Here is a 16,778-nt window from a genome sequence, read left to right as displayed (position 1 = left end):
CAAGCTTTAAGATTATTGTGTATAATGATAACTAGGTATTTTCGAAGGGAGGTTATTTAATGAGTTTGATGCATATTATGATTTTATTACCTTTAATCTTTGCAATCGTTATACCCATAATATATCGATTTTACAAAGGCGTTCATCTAGGTTGGTTTGTTTTACCGATTCCCGTCATTATATTTATTTATTTCATGTCATACATAAATGTACCCGATTCGGACAAACCGTTTATTGTAATTTGGGATTTCATGCCCAGGATTGGAATGAACTTTGCCGTTCATCTAGATGGACTTAGTTTATTATTTGCATCACTTATTACTGGTATTGGAGCCCTTGTCGTACTCTACTCTATTACATATTTAAGTAAAAGTGAGTCTTTAGGGAATTTCTATTGTTACTTATTAATGTTTATGGGTGCAATGTTAGGCGTTGTTTTATCTGACAATTTACTCATGCTTTATTTATTCTGGGAACTTACTTCAATTTCAAGTTTCTTATTAATTGGTTATTGGAGAGATAAACAATCATCTATTTATGGCGCGCAAAAATCATTATTAATAACAGTATTTGGAGGATTAATGCTTTTAGGTGGGTTTATCTCACTTTATTTAGCAGGAAATTCGTGGAGTATTACTTCACTTATACAGAATGCTGACACGATACAATCGTCACCTTACTTCATTTTAGCTATGGTGCTTATTTTAATTGGAGCAATGACAAAATCAGCCCAATTTCCTTTCCACATCTGGTTACCAGATGCAATGGAAGCACCTACTCCTGTAAGTGCATACTTACACTCAGCTACAATGGTTAAGGCCGGCATTTATTTAGTTGCAAGAACAACACCAATATTTGCCATTAGTGGCGGATTTGTTTGGACTGTTACAGCAATAGGTTTAATCACACTATTTTGGGCATCATTTAATGCTGTAAAGCAGCAAGACTTAAAAGGCATACTTGCATTCTCTACTGTTTCACAGTTAGGTATGATTATGTCTATGCTAGGTATTGGTGCAGTTAGTTATCACTATTCTGGTGAATCAAGCCAATTATTTTTAGCGAGTATAATTGCTGCAGTCTTTCATCTTATTAATCATGCGACATTTAAAGGCGCATTATTTATGGTTACAGGTACGATTGATCATGAAGTTGGAACACGTGATATTAAAAAATTAGGTGGTTTAATGACCATTATGCCAATTTCATGCACATTTACGATTATTACAGCTTTAAGCATGGCTGGCGTGCCACCATTTAATGGCTTTTTATCTAAAGAACTATTTTTAACAGCAATGTTCGATGCACATAGCGCAGACGTATTTTCACTTTCAACTCTTGGTTATTTATTACCGATTGTTGCTATAGTAGGAAGTATTTTCACATTCGTTTACTCGTTCAAATATGTTCATGAAATTTTCTTTGGTGAATATAAACCCGAAGCTTTACCTAAAAAAGCTCATGAGGCACCAATTTTAATGCTTTTACCAACAGGTATATTGACATTACTAGTTGTTGTATTTGGTTTATTCCCAAACATTTTAAGCAATTCTATTATTGCACCAGCAGTAAGAGCAATTGCTCCATTTGCAAGTGAACCTGAAGTACATATTTCATATTGGCATGGTATTACACCAGCGCTAATCGGAACGATTATTGTGTTTGTTGTAGGATTTTTACTATTTAAAAATGTTCAAAAATGGGTTGGTGTTTATGATATACAACCTGAATACTTAACGTTTAATTATTATTACGACAGAGGTATTCAGCTTAGTTCGTATATCTCAAACAAAATCACACAAAGTTATATGACAGGTTTTGTTAGATCTTATCTTATGTACATTTTTGCATTCTTTATTATTATCACGGCTCTAACACTATTTACACATCCTGTTAGTTTTGTATTTGATAATATAAGCAGTATTAGACCTTATGAACTTATTTTAATTGCTTTAATACTTATTAGTACTTTTTGTATCGTACTAGCAAAATCAAGATTATTCAGCATTATTATGCTTGCATCAGTAGGTTATTCTGTTGCATTATTCTTTGTATTTTTCGGAGCGCCAGATTTAGCGTTAACTCAATTATCGATTGAGACGATATCAACTGCTTTATTCTTATTATGTTTCTACCACTTACCTAAGATGAGTAGGCATGATGAGGATCGTAAATTTAAATTAGGTAATTTCATTATTTCAATTTGTGTAGGTATTGGGGTAATTATTCTTGGCTTAATTGCTTACGGTAATAGACACTTTGATTCTATTTCACAATATTATAAAGATAATGTATACGACCTTGCTGCAGGTAAAAATATGGTAAACGTTATTCTAGTTGACTTCCGTGGCTTTGATACATTATTTGAATCTGCAGTATTAGGTATTGCCGGTTTAGGTATATACACATTAATTAAATTAAGAGATAAAGGTAAAGATGGAGGTGAAGAACATGAAGAAACAATCGAATGATGTATTCTTTCAGTTTAACGCCATTATCATCTTTCTAATTCTTATGATGTATGCTGTTTCTATCTTCTTTGGTGGTCATTACACACCAGGTGGTGGATTCGTTGGTGGTTTATTACTATCTTCAGCAGTCATCATCATTGGTATCGCATTTGATACTAAAACATTAAAAAAGATGTTTCCGTTTGATTTTAAAATTATAACAGCTACTGGATTGTTTTTATGTGTTCTAACACCTATCCTAAGTTGGACATATGGTAAGACATTCTTCACACATGCGTTCGGTGAATTACATTTACCAATCTTTGGTGAAGTACATTGGCATACTGCTATGATTTTTGATTTAGGTGTCTTATTAGCTGTTGTCGGTACGGCGATAACAATCATATTATCGATTGGAGAGAATGAATAATGGAAATATTAATGATTTTCGTTGCAGGTATTATCATTTCTGTATCAGTATACCTAGTTCTCTCTAAGAGTTTAATTAGGATTATTATTGGTACTACCCTACTTTCCCACGGTGTGCATTTAATGCTATTAACTATGGGTGGATTAAAAAAAGGCGCATTACCTATTGAAGAATCAGGTATAAAAAGCTATGTAGACCCGCTTCCTCAAGCGCTAATTTTAACAGCAATTGTTATTTCATTTGCTGTTACTGCATTCTTCTTAGTTCTTGCCTTCAGAAGTTATAAAGAACTAGGAACTGATAATCTTGAAGAAATGAAGGAGGTACCGAAAGATGATAAGTAACATGATTATTGTACCTCTTGTCATTACTTTTTTAACTGCTGTAACATTGATTTTTGCTGGTCACAGACCATATTTAAAACGAAAAATCGTTTTAGTTGGATTTGTATTAGCGTTTCTAGTTAGTTTATATAATATCAACATGATTTATTTGTACGGGACACAAACATTAAACTTAGGTAGTTGGCCTGTCCCTTACAGCATTGTCATTTACGTTGATATGCTCAGCGCATTATTAGTAAGTGTCAGCTTATTAATAACACTAATTGTAATATTATATTCTCATCAGTCTATCGGATTGCATCGTGAAAAATATTTCTATTATTTCGGTATATCAATGATGGTAACAGGTGTTAATGGTGCCTTTATGACAGGCGACTTATTTAACCTGTTCGTATTCTTTGAAGTATTCTTAATGTCTTCCTACCTACTCTTAGTTATTGGAGGAACAAAGATTCAGTTACAAGAAAGTATTAAATACATACTTGTTAATGTGTTAACTTCTGCATTCTTTGTAACTGGAGTCGGTATGTTGTATTCCATAACTGGAACTTTAAATATGGGAGACTTGCATGTTAAATTAGCAGAACTATCGAACACAGATTTAAACATCGTTGTTATCACTTTTATAATGTTTTTATTTGTATTTGCTACAAAAGCAGGTATGTTCCCATTATACTTCTGGTTACCTGGAGCTTATTATGCTCCACCGATACCTATCATTGCTTTATTCGGAGCTTTATTAACAAAAGTAGGTGTATACGCAATTATGCGTACATTTAGCCTATTCTATTCAGCAAATAGTGAATTTATTACTAACACTTTAATTGTATTGTCCATACTTACAATTATTATGGGTTGTATTGGTGCAATTGCTTATTATGATGTTAAGAAAATTATTATTTATAATATTATGATTGCAATAGGTGTAATTTTAATTGGCGCAGCTATGATGGACAAAACAGGTATGATAGGAAGTATTTATTACTTACTTCACGATATGATCATTAAAGCTGCTTTATTCTTATTAATTGGTATTATTATAAAAATTACTGGAACACCTGATTTAAGAAAATTCGGCGGACTTATACAGAATTATCCGGTATTAGGTTGGTTCTATTTCGTTGCTGCACTTTCATTAGCAGGTATTCCACCATTAAGCGGATTTTATGGTAAATACATGATTGTCATGTCGACCTTTGATAATGGTTATTATATAAGTGGTATCGTCGTACTACTTTCTAGTTTATTTGTTTTATATTCAGTAGTTCGTATTTTCTTAATGGCATTTTGGGGAGAAGAAAAAGGTTATACGTATAATCCAAAATTACCAATGAAGAAATTAATGATATCAAGTATTGCTATCACAATAATCGCGATATTATTTGGTCTTGGTGCCGACATGTTATATCCTTTAATTGAAAAAGCTGCTTTACCATTCTACAATCCTGAAACATATGTAAATGCGTTAGGAGGCGATTATTAATGGCTATACAAGTACTCATTAATGTTCTATTAGCTGCACTTTGGATGATGCTTTCAGAAACATACACATTTGGCGCATTTATATTTGGATATTTGTTTGGTATTTTATTCGTTTTAGCTGCTTTACCATTACTACCGGGTAAACATTTATATTTAAGACCAGTTTGGAAAGCGATAGTTTTAGCCGGTATATTCATGAAAGAATTAGTATTAGCAAATATAGATGTCATTAAAATTGTCATCCAAAAAGAAATAAAAAATGAACCCGCATTCTTTGCGTATCCGACAGAATTAAAAAAAGATTGGGAAATCACATTACTTTCTCAACTAATAACATTAACGCCGGGTACAATCGTAGTTGCAATTTCAGATGATCAAAAAACACTATATATTCATTCAATAGATTTTTCTGATATTGATTCAGAAATTAGTACTATTAAAGATTCATTTGAAAAAGCAATCAAGGAGGTGAGCGTACGATGATAAATATATTCGTAATTATTGCAATCATCATCGTCGCACTTTCTATGATAGGCATACTTACCAGAGTCATAATCGGTCCTACTTTAGCTGACAGAGTTATTGCTCTTGATGCATTAGGTATTACTTTAATGGCTATGATTGCTTTATTTTCCGTAGTGATGAATACAAGATATTTATTCGTTATTCTGTTATTAATAGGTATTTTAGCATTCTTAGGTACTGCAGCATTTGCGAAATTTATGGACAAAGGAGAGATCATTGAAAATGATAGAGACGATAATTATTAGTATTTCAATTATTATGATGGTCGTAGGCGCTTGTTTCAGTTTCTTTGCTGCGTTAGGTATTCTAAGATTGCCAGATGTATTCTCTCGAGCACATGCATCAGGAAAAGCTTCTACTTTAGGTGTCATGTTAATATTAACCGGTGTACTCATTTACTTTATCGGTAAAGAAGGTCACTTTAATGTTCAACTGTTGTTAGGGATTATATTTATCTTTATTACTGGACCACTAGCCGGTCACTTAGTAACAAGAAGCGCATATTATATGGGCGTCAAACCAACAGAACGAACAGTTAGAGACGATTTAAAAGACGCAAAATAAATACTTTTCTTAAAATAAAACCTCACAACCTTTGAGTTAAATCTCAGGTTGTGAGGTTATTTATTTCTGATTTTGTCAAAGTGTATGATAATTATGTGAATTTGACTTTGCTAGACTCATTTCATGTGTTTATTACTTAATTAATTCAGCAAAATGGGTCTTATTGGATTTTCGACTTAATTAATCCAACTAAACAGGCTCTTATTGGATTTTCGACTTAATTAATCCAACTAAACACGTTCTTATTGGATTTTTGACTTAATTAATCCAACTAAATAGGCTCTTATTGGATTTTTGACTTAATTAATCCAACTAAATAGGCTCTTATTGGATTTTTGACTTAATTAATCCAACTAAATGCGCTTTATTGGATTTTCGGCGTAATTAATCCAACTAAATAGGCTCTTATTGGATTTTTGACTTAATTAATCCAACAAAATAGCTTCTACTTGGATTTTCAGCGTAATTAATCCAACAAAATAGCTTCTACTTGGATTTTCAGCTTAATTAATCCAACAACATTCAATAACGTTTTAATCCAATATAAGAAGAGAGTCCGATACAACTGTTAATGTGCCGGACTCTCTTTATTAATAATTTTTATTTCGTTGTTTCTTTCCAACTTTTATCGCTAAGCATATCACCTGGCCAAGTATATGACATTACGCCACCATCAATTGTTATATTTTCACCTGTAATAAATGAACTGTCATCAGAGGCTAGGAATTGTACGAGTTTAGCTACTTCTTCTGGTTTACCTAATCTACCTAAAGGTGTAACCCATTTTTGATTTTCTCTAAATTCTTCGCCTGCTTTATCTTCTTTATCACCTACTAAATTATCAACTAATGGTGTTTCTATCGTTCCAGGTGCTATAGAGTTTGCTCTAATATTTTCTCTACCATATTCAATCGCAATTGATTTTGTGAAGTTTACAATGCCACCTTTAGCAGCGTTGTAACCAGATCTATTTAAATCTGCAGCTAGTCCAGAGAACGAAGCTGTATTAATAATAGAACCGCCTTCTTCAAACATTAATGGCAACATGAACTTCGTAACAAGGAAAGTACCTCTTAAGTCCACATTCATTAAATCATCAAATACTTCTACAGGATATTCATGAATTCTTCCTGCTTTATGGTCAATCCCTGCATTATTAAATAAAATATGAACTTTACCATATTGTTCTTTGATTTCATCTATTGCTTTTCTTACTTCATCTTCTTTAGAAATATCAACTTTCATTGAAGTAGCTTTATATCCTTCATCATTAATTTGTTTTACTGATTTTTCTAATTCATCGGATATATCCATACAAATAACGTCAGCGCCTTCAGAAGCTAGTTGTTTAGCTGTAGCAAAACCTATACCAGTACTAGCTCCTGTAATAACTGCAATTTTATTTTCTAATCTTTTCATAATTTTAATAACACTCCTTTAAAAGATGAATGAAATACAATTACTTTGAATTCTACATATCATCCACAATATTTATATACCCGTTTTTTAAAATAATAAAAAGCCTGAGACATAATTAATGTCTCAGACTCGTTTTTGTTATATTGGCAGTAGTTAACTGAATTATAATTGAGCTTATACTAGACTTTTTCAATTATAGTCAACCTTGCCGAGGCAGAACTACGAAATCTTTTTTAAATAAGATTTCTGTCTTGCTCTCTTTATTTTCTAATTTTTTTAATAGCGATAGTCGCTCTAATGACTGAAATTAACTGATTATCTTCATCTGTAACTTTAACATCCCACACTTGTGTTGTCTTACCAATGTGTAATGCTGTTCCTATTGCAGTTACAGTACCGCTTTGTACAGATTTAATATGATTTGCATTAATCTCTAAACCAAGTGGTATTTCATCTTCTTTAGAAGAAGCATTTGCTCCCATAGAGGCTGCAGTTTCTGCTAAAGCGATTGTAGCTCCTCCATGTAAATATCCAAATGGTTGTTTAACGTTATCGGTAACTGGCATTGAAATAGCAATATATCCATGTTTAACATCTAATGTCTTCATTTGAAGATGATCTAATAAATTCATATTTTTATCCCCCATTCACCACTATAATACCATAGCAGCAATGAAACCAAATATGATTAAAGGAATATTATAAATTAAGAAGTTAGGTATACACGTATCTCTAATGTGGTCATGTTCCCCGTCTACATTTAATCCTGCAGTTGGTCCTAATGTTGAGTCACTCGCTGGACTACCTGAGTCACCTAATGCCCCTGCTGTACCTATGACAGCTATAAGCGCCATTGCACTTAATCCTATTTCTTCACCAAATGGTATAAATAAACTTGCAATGATAGGAATTGTCGCAAATGATGATCCTATTCCTAACGTTACAACTAAACCTATTAAGTACATCATAATGATACTAAACGCTTTGTTGTCTCCTGTAATAGTCGCTAAACTCTTAACAAGCGCACCAACTTCATGTGTCTCATTCATAACACCTGCAAATCCATTTGCTGATAAAATTACGACACCGATATAAGCCATAATTTGAATACCTTCTACTAATTTAGCATCTAAGTCTCTCCATTTATATAATCCAGAGAAGAAGAAGATTAAAATACCTGCTAACGCACCGAATATCATAGATTCTGTAAAAGTCTGCACTATAAAAGTAGCTAAAATGGCAATAACCGTAACCACTAGAGGGTATGTTTCTAATTTTCCAATTTCTTCGTCTTCTTCGACTTTAATTTTTTTATATTTTCTAGGTTTCCAATATATGATTATGGCTAAAATTAAACCAAATACATATCCCATACTTGGAATGAGCATTGCTTTCCAAATATCATTAAAAGCAATATCAATATTTGTTTTTTCAAATGAATCAAAAATGATGGACTGGAATATGTGACCATATCCGTATGGTAATAATATATACGGGAAACATAGTCCAAAGCCAATTACTGTAGCAATAAGTCTTCTGTCCATTTCTAATTCATTAAATAAACTGATTAATGGAGGTATAAGAATTGGAATAAATGCAATATGAACAGGAATAATATTCTGACTCAATATTGAGATAACAAGTAAACTTGCAACTAAAATGATTTTTATTTTTACTCTGCTATCTTTAGAATTTTCCTTTTTCACTGATTGTATGATTTTTCCGACGATATAATCTGTTATACCGCTATATGATATTAAAGCTGCAAATCCACCTAATAGCGCGTATGATAAAGCAACTTCAGCCCCATCAACAATAGACGTTCCAAAAGTAGCAATCACTTTGTCTAGAGACATACCACTTAATAATCCGCCTACTAAAGCACCAATAAATATACTTAATACTACATTTAATCTTAATAAACAAAGTATAATCATAATAATAACTGCTACTAACACTGCATTTATTTCCAAAAAAACCTCTCCTGTTCTTTAACTCTCTACCATGATAAAGTAAAATGATGAACTTATCATATCAGTTGATTGAAAACATGTCAATAACAGCTGCTTAATTCTAAATTTTCAGATAAATACTATAAAAAAATAACCCTGCTCGACAAATTAATAGAACAGGATTACTTTTTATAATTTATTTTATTTTATTTTATTTTTCAAAAAGTGAAGTACAGTAGGAATCATAGCACCAGTTGCACCTTTTGGTCCACGATAAGTATCTTTTTCTGTATCAGCAGAACCAGCAATATCAAAATGTAAATGAGGTACGTCTTCACTGAAATGCGTCACAAAAGCTGCTGCAAATAACGCTTTACCATGTTTATTTAAAACACAGTTTGTTAAATCAGCTACATCCGAAGATTGAATATCTTGCTTTTCTTCATCAGTAATTGGTAACTCAAAGCTCACTTCATTTGAATATTTAGAAGCTTCTTTAACTGCATCTAAATATTGGTCGGCATCACTAGAGAATATACCTGTTTTACCAAGTCCTAACGCAGCTACAACAGCACCCGTTAGCGTCGCAAAGTTCATAATTAATTCTGGTTTGAATTGTTTAGCATAAGTGACCCCGTCTGCTAGTACAAGTCTTCCTTCAGCATCGGTATTCGTAATTTCAACCGTTTCACCACTTAAGGATGTAAATACATCGTCTGGTTTCATAGCTTTATTAGATATCATATTTTCTGCTAATGGCAACACTGCTACAATATGAATTGGCAATTCTAAACGAGCTACAGCATTCACCATTGCAACTACATTACTAGCACCACTCATATCATATTTCATTGAAGGCATACCTGTTTTTGATTTAATTTGGTAACCGCCAGAATCATACGTTACCCCTTTACCAACTAATGCTATTGGAGCATCAGCTGAACCTTTATATTCTAACGTTACTAACCTCGGAGGATTAATAGATCCTTTACCAACTGCGTCTATTAGACCGAAACCTTCTTCATTAATAGCTTGTTCATCTTTAATAGAAACTTCTACGTTCGTATCTTCAAAGTTTACTTTAATTTGATTAGCAAAATATTCAGGCGTCAATATATTTGGAGGTGTTTGAGAGAAAGTACGTGCTAAATTAATGCTATCTCCTAGCACTTCTCCTTGTTTGAAACTCGTTAAAATATCATCATTCGTTTCTGTTATAAACGTGACTTTAGTTTCAATTGGAGCAGATTTATTAGATTTATAATTATCAAAATTAAATACTGATTGTTGAGACATCCACCCAAGATGATATAAGCGTGATTCATTCGTGACATTTTGAGAAACGAATGTGTTATCTAATAAATTAACTTGTTCAATTTTATTCAAGCTTAAATAACGACTTAATTGACCATAAATTTTTTGATAATCTTTCTCTTTGATTTCTTTTAAATTTCCTAAACCAACAGATATTAATTTAACAATTTGATTATCGATGATGACAGCAGAAGACGTAATTTCTCCTAATTCACTGCTTATAACTTGTTGTTTTTTCATATCATCTAATTGGTTATTTAATATGTTATTTACTTCATCAAAATTTTGCATTTGATTTAAATGACTCGGACAACCTATAACAATCGGATGATTATTTGTAGAATACTGTTTTTCAATTTGTAATTTCATATATATTTCCCCTTTTTTAAAACATTGAATAACCGCTTCTTCTTAAATTACGGATAACAAAACCAGCTACTATTGCGCCAACCCATCCAGAACCTAGCATTAAAATATCTGCAGTATGTATATGTGTTATTCCAGTTAATAACTTTGAAAATGCTGTAGAAGGATTAGTGAAATACATTGTTGTTGATATTTTATCAACGATAGCAAATATAACCAATGGATATAATATAACCATCAACCATGTTGTTTTTAGTAGCATGTTCAATATAAAAGCAATACCAAAGAATAATACGAAAAACAATGCCATTGATATAATGACTTGTGGTAAAGATATCATGGCTAACCTCCTTTAAAAAAAGAGACCCGCCTAATGCAGGTCTCTTACTTAATTATCTTGCAATTAAAATTTACCTTTTTTATAGGCTAAACCAAGTCCACCGATTTTGAAGATGGCACGAGTATCAATAACTTTTTTCATGAATGCTGCTTTTTTACCAGTGATTTCACGGCCCATAACAACACCAACACCATCACGGCTACCTAGAGAACAAACAGTACCTTTGTCATCGTAACTAAATGGTTCAGTTTTTTCACCATTGAAGATGTTTTTGATGTTTTCTGCTAAGTGTTCACCTTGTTGCATAGCAATTTGTGCTGTAGTTGGTAATGGACGTTTGTTGTCGCCTTCACCAACCATAACTGCTGAACAGTCACCAATAACGAAGATATCGTCATAGTTATCGATTGATAAGTCGTCTTTAACAACAATACGACCGCGTTTAACGCCATCAAATGATTCTTCCATTAGTTTGCTACCTCTAACACCTGCAGCCCATATAGCAGTGTTAGCTTCTAATGTTTCTTCTTTATCATTTACTTTTACTACGAAGCCTTTTTCGTTACAAGCAACGATTGGAGTTGAGATTTTGAATTCTACACCACGAGCTTCTAAGTATTGAACAACGTAATCAACTAATTCTTCTGAGAACATTGGTAACATTTTTGGTGCTGCTTCAACACAAGTGATTTTCACTTTAGATTGATCTACACCGTATTTTTTACACAACTCAGGAACACGCTCAGTTAATTCACCTAATAATTCAACACCAGTAAATCCTGCGCCACCTACAAGAATAGCTAAATCATTTTCATCTTTTTCTTTAGATGAAGCATAATTTGCAAATCTATCTTCTAAATGTTTCGCGATACGACGAGAAGTATTAATGTTTTCGATTTGAAGAGCATGTTCTTTCATACCTTCAATTCCGAATGTTTCACTTTCAAATCCTAACGCAACAACTAAAATGTCGTAATCAAATACACCATTTGATGTTTCAACATTTTTAGAATCTTTGTTAATTTTAGTTACTTCTGCTTTTACGAAGTTTACTTTGTTTCTATCAACTACTGAAGTTATTGGGTATAAAGCATCTTCATAATTTAACGTACCTGCTGAAGTTTCATGTAACCATGTAGCTTCATAGTGGTAGTCATTTTTGTTAATAAGTGTAAGCTCAACATCTTGGTTAGAAACTAATTTTTGTAATTTAGTTATAGTTTGTAAGCCTGCATATCCTGCCCCTAATACAAGAACTTTTTTGCGTTCAAATCCCATTATTTTCACCTATACTTTCTAAATATTGTTTGACACCTGAAGGGATGTCGTGTCACTTTGTGTTTTTTGTCACAAGCAATTCTAATACTCTTTACATACAAAGTATATTGTATATTTTTATCAATATAATTTCAAGTGTCACACACTATTAATATTAAGGGATTAACAATTCTCTGGTGTACCTGTTACAGTTTTAGTTTTGAATGAGCTTCCGCACCCGCATGAAGCAATTGCATTCGGGTTTTCAATAGAGAATCCGCCACCCATTAATGATGTTTTGAAATCAATTGTAGTGCCATTTAAAATTGGTGCATCTTCTTTGTCTACTAAGACTTTCACACCATAAAATTCTAATTCCATGTCATTTTCAGATGGTTCTTCTTCTGCTGACATTCCGTAAGATAAACCTGTGCAACCTCCACCTTTAACAGAAACTTTTAAGTAACCGTCTGGCATACCATTACTTTCCATCATATCCTTAACTTCATATGCTGCTGCTTCAGTTAAAATTACTGTTGACATAATTTATTCCTCCTTAAAAAATCCAATTTTCTTCTATATGACTATATATATTTTCTAGTAATTCTTCCGGTGTCTCGCCCTTGACCATATCGCCATTTACTAATGCATATAACCCTCTTGCACATGGTCCACAATTTTGTAGACAACCATATTCTAGTACGTCTACATCTGGATCATTGTCGAGCTTGTTAAACACTACATCAGCGCCTTTAGCCAAGTTTGATATACAAAATTCGACAATCGGGTTCAATGTATTCACCTACTCACTTTCGTTTCATTATCTATTTTAACATTCATTGTAGTTTATGCCAAAAACGATTATACTAAATGTATACTTATATATTATAAAATATATACATACAAATTTATAGAAATTTGATTTATGGACAAAGGAGAATAACGATGAAAAGCTTAGTATTATTAGGGGGCGGATACGGTAATATGCGTTTGATGAAGGAAATTATCCCTAACGCTTTACCTTCCGATTATTCAATTACGCTGATTGATCGTATGCCATTTCACGGTTTAAAAACTGAATTTTATACTTTAGCAGCAGGTACAAAACCAGACAAAGAAATTCGAGTAAATTTTCCAAATGACAAGAAAATCAATACCGTATATGGGGAAATTACAGATATTGATTTAGACAATCAAATTATTTCTGTAGGAGACACAAGAGTCGACTATGATGAACTTGTAATTGGTCTGGGTTGTGAAGATAAATATCACAATGTTCCTGGCGCAAAAGAATACACACACAGTATTCAAACTATCCAAAATGCACGAAAAACGTACCAAGCAATATTTGACTTACCAAGTGGTTCTACTGTTGGGGTTGTGGGAGCCGGTTTAAGCGGCATTGAATTAGCAAGTGAACTACGTGAGAGCAGAGAAGATATCAAAATTAAATTATTTGATAGAGGTGCAAGAATTCTCCCAGCATTTCCAGAAAAATTAAGTAAATTCGTAGAAAAATGGTTTGCTAAACATAATGTTGAAGTCATTCCTGAATCAAATATAACGAAAGTTGAGCCGGGTAAATTATACAATAACGATGATGCTCAAGACATAGATTTAGTAGTTTGGACTGCTGGTATTCAACCAGTAGAAATCGTTCGAAATTTACCGGTCGATACTAATGACGGCCGTAGAGTTATCGTCAATCAATATCATCAAATTCCGACATATCCAAATGTATATATTGTTGGTGATTGTGCAGCTTTACCACATGCACCGAGTGCATATTTAGCAGAAATACAAGCTGATCAAATTGCTGAAGTAATGAAACTAAAATGGGCAAATAAACCATTACCAGAAAAAATGCCAGAACTTAAACCACAAGGATTTGTGGGCTCATTAGGAGAAAAACAAGGCTTTGCCTACTTAATGGAACAGACTGTTACCGGTCGATTAGCAAGAGTTATTAAGTCTGGTGTTCTATGGTTATATAAATATCATAACGGATAAGAAAAGTAGCAGAATTCTGCTACTTTTTTATTTCTCATCCACGTGTTCATCTATGAATTTTGTAATAGGTTTGAGTTGAATATAACCATCTGCAACTAATTCATCATTGATTGTAACAAGCGGATAAAATAATTCATCTTCTTTTATTCTTTCAATGAATTGTTGATCATGATCGGTTAAATTTTCAGTTTGTTTCATAAAATCAATATACGTAAATTCGAAGTCTATATGATTATATTTTCTCCCTAGTATAGCTTGCAACCATTCATAAGTGTCTTTTGATGAGGGTGCGTTCACACAACTGGCACAAATAACATCTGCACCATATACGACAATACTTGCTTTGGACATTTATAAAATCCTCCTAGTTCCATAAATAGATTTTTTACGTTATTTCTATTATAATAGATTAATAAGATTAATGTATCTAATAACACTTGATGAGAGGAGTATTAATATATGACTACCGAACAACAAACAATGTTTGATCAAGTTAGTGATGTACTTGAGAAATTAAGACCATTCTTATTACGAGATGGTGGCGACTGTGAATTAGTAGACGTGGATGATGGTATTGTTAAATTACGCCTATTAGGAGCTTGTGGTACTTGCCCAAGTTCTACTATTACATTAAAGGCTGGCATAGAGCGTGCTTTATTAGAAGAAGTACCTGGTGTCGTTGAAGTCGAACAAGTATTCTAACTTAATCATAAAATAATGAACCTAAATATATAAGACATCTATAGAGAGTCAAGGATTTATCCATTAGAATATCTAATGGATAAATCCTTTTTTAATTTCAAGCTTTCAAAATATTTTTTAAATAAAAAAACAGTAGAAATTCAATATTTATAATGAATTTCTACTGTTTTTGTAGTGATAATTATTTCTGTCATAATTATTAATTGTATTTTCTACTCACATTTTCGTTGTATTCTCCGTTTATATGATTCAACATTTGCTCATTAATATAAACCCAACCTTTCCATCCAATATGGACTGCATCAGTGATTACATAAGGTTCATATTCTTTGTCAGTTAAATCATAAACTTTCATATTATTCGAAGTGATTGTATGATTTATTTTTTGATATACCGCTTCTCTCTTCATTTTATCAACGTGTATATGATCATACCATTTACCGTTAGCAGGTATAACAATAAATAACGGATCTGCTTTTGCTTCTTTCAATGTATCTATTAACAACTGTAAATCATCAAATTCTACTGAGTTTTTATTAAATTCATAACTTCGATTAAAACGTTTCCTTTGTTGTTTTAATAAACTCCAATATTGATCGTTCATACCAAATTTATTAGAGGTTGAATTTTGCTCACCATATTGAGAAGCATATAATTTCATTGTTTCCCAATCCATTTTTTGAAAATGTTTATTGTGCGAGTGCTGTAAAGGTGATTTTTCTTTACCAAAAAGAGATTTCAATGCATCATGCTTTTCATGAATACTGTATTCAAAATTATTCATGAAAGTGCCTTCTTTATATTGATGATTTTTCGATTTAATAATAGATTTTAAATAAGGATCAGATTTTAATTGTTTAAATTCTATCAATCGTTTAGCAAATCTATTCTTTATTTCAGGACTTAATGTTTCACTAACAAATAAATGATCTGCTTGTAATGGAGAGAATCTCGCACTAAAATTATCGTTAGTTAAACCATAATTCGTAAACCATTGAGGTGAAATAATAATCGCTAATTTTTTCCCTTTTAGGTTATGAGATTGGCTCCCAATATTTACAGCATGAATCAAGTCAGTAGACCCGCCTGTACCAATTAAATAAGGTTTGAGTTTAGCATTTTTATCATTCAGTATGTACGCAGGATGAAATATATCTTGTTTCTCTAATTCACTAGAACCAAAAATGGGATAGTATTTTCTACTTTGTAACATTTCAGTTTGCGAGTGTACACCTTTTAATATTGAATCATTTAATGAGGTAGCTTCTTTATTGATATTTTCACTTTTTGAAAACGCAGAAAACCATTCTACTGGCATTAATAGAAATAGACCAAACAGTATACCACTAAAAATTAATGGTAATATTAGCTTTATTTTCATTGTAATTCCTTAAGCACTTCTATGATTTTATTTGGTGTTGCCCACTCATCTCTATCAAAATCAGTAATTGTAACGTCAATCCCTAAATTATTTTGAATTTCTATTAATAATCCAACTGTAGCGAATGAATCTATTATACCTTCGTCGAATATTGCAATATCTGGATTTTCTTTAACAATATCATTTTCTGCAACTTCTGCTAATATATCTAAAACTTTTTCTTCAAAACTCATAATTTAACT

20 protein-coding genes are annotated in these 16,778 nt (G+C 32.2%); 9 read left to right on the top strand and 11 right to left on the bottom strand.

Features of this window, described 5'->3' with window-relative positions; all coding sequences use genetic code 11:
• Nucleotides 1-59: 59 nt before the first annotated feature.
• Genes LQ682_RS06160 through mnhG form a run of 7 tightly spaced genes read left to right on the top strand, consistent with a single transcriptional unit; the run spans nucleotide 60 to nucleotide 5,795 of the window.
• Nucleotides 60-2,471: a Na+/H+ antiporter subunit A gene (locus tag LQ682_RS06160; RefSeq protein WP_064205104.1), complete on the top strand. Its 2,412-nt coding sequence runs from the start codon at nucleotides 60-62 to the stop codon at nucleotides 2,469-2,471.
• Nucleotides 2,452-2,880, top strand: a complete 429-nt coding sequence (locus LQ682_RS06155) for a Na(+)/H(+) antiporter subunit B (RefSeq protein ID WP_017000050.1) — start codon at nucleotides 2,452-2,454, stop codon at nucleotides 2,878-2,880. The genes LQ682_RS06160 and LQ682_RS06155 overlap by 20 nt, the downstream gene beginning before the upstream one ends.
• Nucleotides 2,880-3,224: a Na(+)/H(+) antiporter subunit C gene (locus LQ682_RS06150; RefSeq protein ID WP_017000049.1), complete on the top strand. Its 345-nt coding sequence runs from the start codon at nucleotides 2,880-2,882 to the stop codon at nucleotides 3,222-3,224. Before LQ682_RS06155 ends, LQ682_RS06150 begins: the two co-directional genes overlap by 1 nt.
• Nucleotides 3,214-4,707: a Na+/H+ antiporter subunit D gene (locus LQ682_RS06145; protein WP_064205105.1), complete on the top strand. Its 1,494-nt coding sequence runs from the start codon at nucleotides 3,214-3,216 to the stop codon at nucleotides 4,705-4,707. The genes LQ682_RS06150 and LQ682_RS06145 overlap by 11 nt, the downstream gene beginning before the upstream one ends.
• Nucleotides 4,707-5,189: a Na+/H+ antiporter subunit E gene (locus tag LQ682_RS06140; protein ID WP_147641138.1), complete on the top strand. Its 483-nt coding sequence runs from the start codon at nucleotides 4,707-4,709 to the stop codon at nucleotides 5,187-5,189. Before LQ682_RS06145 ends, LQ682_RS06140 begins: the two co-directional genes overlap by 1 nt.
• Nucleotides 5,186-5,476 (top strand): Na(+)/H(+) antiporter subunit F1, encoded by a 291-nt coding sequence (locus tag LQ682_RS06135; RefSeq protein ID WP_017000046.1) that lies wholly within the window; start codon nucleotides 5,186-5,188, stop codon nucleotides 5,474-5,476. Before LQ682_RS06140 ends, LQ682_RS06135 begins: the two co-directional genes overlap by 4 nt.
• A complete protein-coding gene (gene mnhG, locus LQ682_RS06130) occupies nucleotides 5,454-5,795 on the top strand; it encodes a monovalent cation/H(+) antiporter subunit G (protein WP_017000045.1) in 342 nt (113 codons plus the stop codon). The genes LQ682_RS06135 and mnhG overlap by 23 nt, the downstream gene beginning before the upstream one ends.
• Nucleotides 5,796-6,395: 600 nt before the next feature.
• Here mnhG and LQ682_RS06125 read toward each other — a convergent pair.
• From LQ682_RS06125 to LQ682_RS06090, 8 genes are all read right to left on the bottom strand, one after another.
• A complete protein-coding gene (locus LQ682_RS06125) occupies nucleotides 6,396-7,214 on the bottom strand; it encodes an SDR family oxidoreductase (protein ID WP_070044948.1) in 819 nt (272 codons plus the stop codon).
• Nucleotides 7,215-7,474: 260 nt separating this feature from the next.
• Complete coding sequence (locus LQ682_RS06120) at nucleotides 7,475-7,846, bottom strand: PaaI family thioesterase (protein ID WP_017001034.1); 372 nt, start codon at nucleotides 7,844-7,846, stop codon at nucleotides 7,475-7,477.
• Between the two features lie 21 nt (nucleotides 7,847-7,867).
• Nucleotides 7,868-9,187, bottom strand: coding sequence for a Na+/H+ antiporter family protein (locus tag LQ682_RS06115; RefSeq protein ID WP_082892526.1), 1,320 nt, complete (start codon nucleotides 9,185-9,187; stop codon nucleotides 7,868-7,870).
• Nucleotides 9,188-9,367: 180 nt separating this feature from the next.
• The gene (locus LQ682_RS06110) at nucleotides 9,368-10,849 is read right to left on the bottom strand and encodes a leucyl aminopeptidase family protein (RefSeq protein WP_070044947.1); all 1,482 of its coding nucleotides are present in this window, start codon (nucleotides 10,847-10,849) and stop codon (nucleotides 9,368-9,370) included.
• Nucleotides 10,850-10,865: 16 nt separating this feature from the next.
• Nucleotides 10,866-11,186, bottom strand: coding sequence for a YuiB family protein (locus tag LQ682_RS06105; protein ID WP_017001037.1), 321 nt, complete (start codon nucleotides 11,184-11,186; stop codon nucleotides 10,866-10,868).
• Nucleotides 11,187-11,249: 63 nt separating this feature from the next.
• Complete coding sequence (locus LQ682_RS06100) at nucleotides 11,250-12,464, bottom strand: NAD(P)/FAD-dependent oxidoreductase (protein WP_017001038.1); 1,215 nt, start codon at nucleotides 12,462-12,464, stop codon at nucleotides 11,250-11,252.
• A 162-nt stretch (nucleotides 12,465-12,626) separates the two neighbouring features.
• Nucleotides 12,627-12,986 carry a HesB/IscA family protein gene (locus LQ682_RS06095; protein WP_017001039.1) on the bottom strand — a complete coding sequence of 120 codons (360 nt, stop codon included), beginning with the start codon at nucleotides 12,984-12,986 and terminating at the stop codon, nucleotides 12,627-12,629.
• A gap of 13 nt (nucleotides 12,987-12,999) precedes the next feature.
• Nucleotides 13,000-13,236, bottom strand: a complete 237-nt coding sequence (locus LQ682_RS06090) for a YuzB family protein (protein ID WP_017001040.1) — start codon at nucleotides 13,234-13,236, stop codon at nucleotides 13,000-13,002.
• 152 nt (nucleotides 13,237-13,388) lie between these two features.
• Between LQ682_RS06090 and LQ682_RS06085 the strand changes: the two genes are divergently transcribed.
• On the top strand, nucleotides 13,389-14,453 hold the full coding sequence (locus LQ682_RS06085) for an NAD(P)/FAD-dependent oxidoreductase (protein WP_017001041.1): 1,065 nt from the start codon (nucleotides 13,389-13,391) through the stop codon (nucleotides 14,451-14,453).
• 27 nt (nucleotides 14,454-14,480) lie between these two features.
• Here LQ682_RS06085 and LQ682_RS06080 read toward each other — a convergent pair whose 3' ends face one another.
• Nucleotides 14,481-14,804 carry a YuzD family protein gene (locus tag LQ682_RS06080; protein ID WP_064205346.1) on the bottom strand — a complete coding sequence of 108 codons (324 nt, stop codon included), beginning with the start codon at nucleotides 14,802-14,804 and terminating at the stop codon, nucleotides 14,481-14,483.
• A 108-nt stretch (nucleotides 14,805-14,912) separates the two neighbouring features.
• Here LQ682_RS06080 and LQ682_RS06075 point away from each other — a divergent pair, with 108 nt between their 5' ends.
• Nucleotides 14,913-15,155, top strand: coding sequence for a NifU family protein (locus LQ682_RS06075; protein WP_017001072.1), 243 nt, complete (start codon nucleotides 14,913-14,915; stop codon nucleotides 15,153-15,155).
• A gap of 199 nt (nucleotides 15,156-15,354) precedes the next feature.
• On the opposite strand, the gene dltD is transcribed toward LQ682_RS06075, so the two are convergent.
• Together dltD and dltC are read right to left on the bottom strand one after the other, a co-directional pair.
• Nucleotides 15,355-16,536, bottom strand: a complete 1,182-nt coding sequence (gene dltD / locus LQ682_RS06070) for a D-alanyl-lipoteichoic acid biosynthesis protein DltD (RefSeq protein ID WP_064211449.1) — start codon at nucleotides 16,534-16,536, stop codon at nucleotides 15,355-15,357.
• Nucleotides 16,533-16,769: a D-alanine--poly(phosphoribitol) ligase subunit 2 gene (gene dltC, locus LQ682_RS06065; protein WP_064205348.1), complete on the bottom strand. Its 237-nt coding sequence runs from the start codon at nucleotides 16,767-16,769 to the stop codon at nucleotides 16,533-16,535. The genes dltD and dltC overlap by 4 nt, the downstream gene beginning before the upstream one ends.
• Nucleotides 16,770-16,778 lie beyond the last annotated feature (9 nt).

It is taken from the genome of Mammaliicoccus sp. A-M4 (assembly GCF_022386955.1).
Taxonomy (GTDB): domain Bacteria; phylum Bacillota; class Bacilli; order Staphylococcales; family Staphylococcaceae; genus Mammaliicoccus; species Mammaliicoccus lentus.
This window is presented reverse-complemented; position numbering and strand designations above follow the sequence as displayed.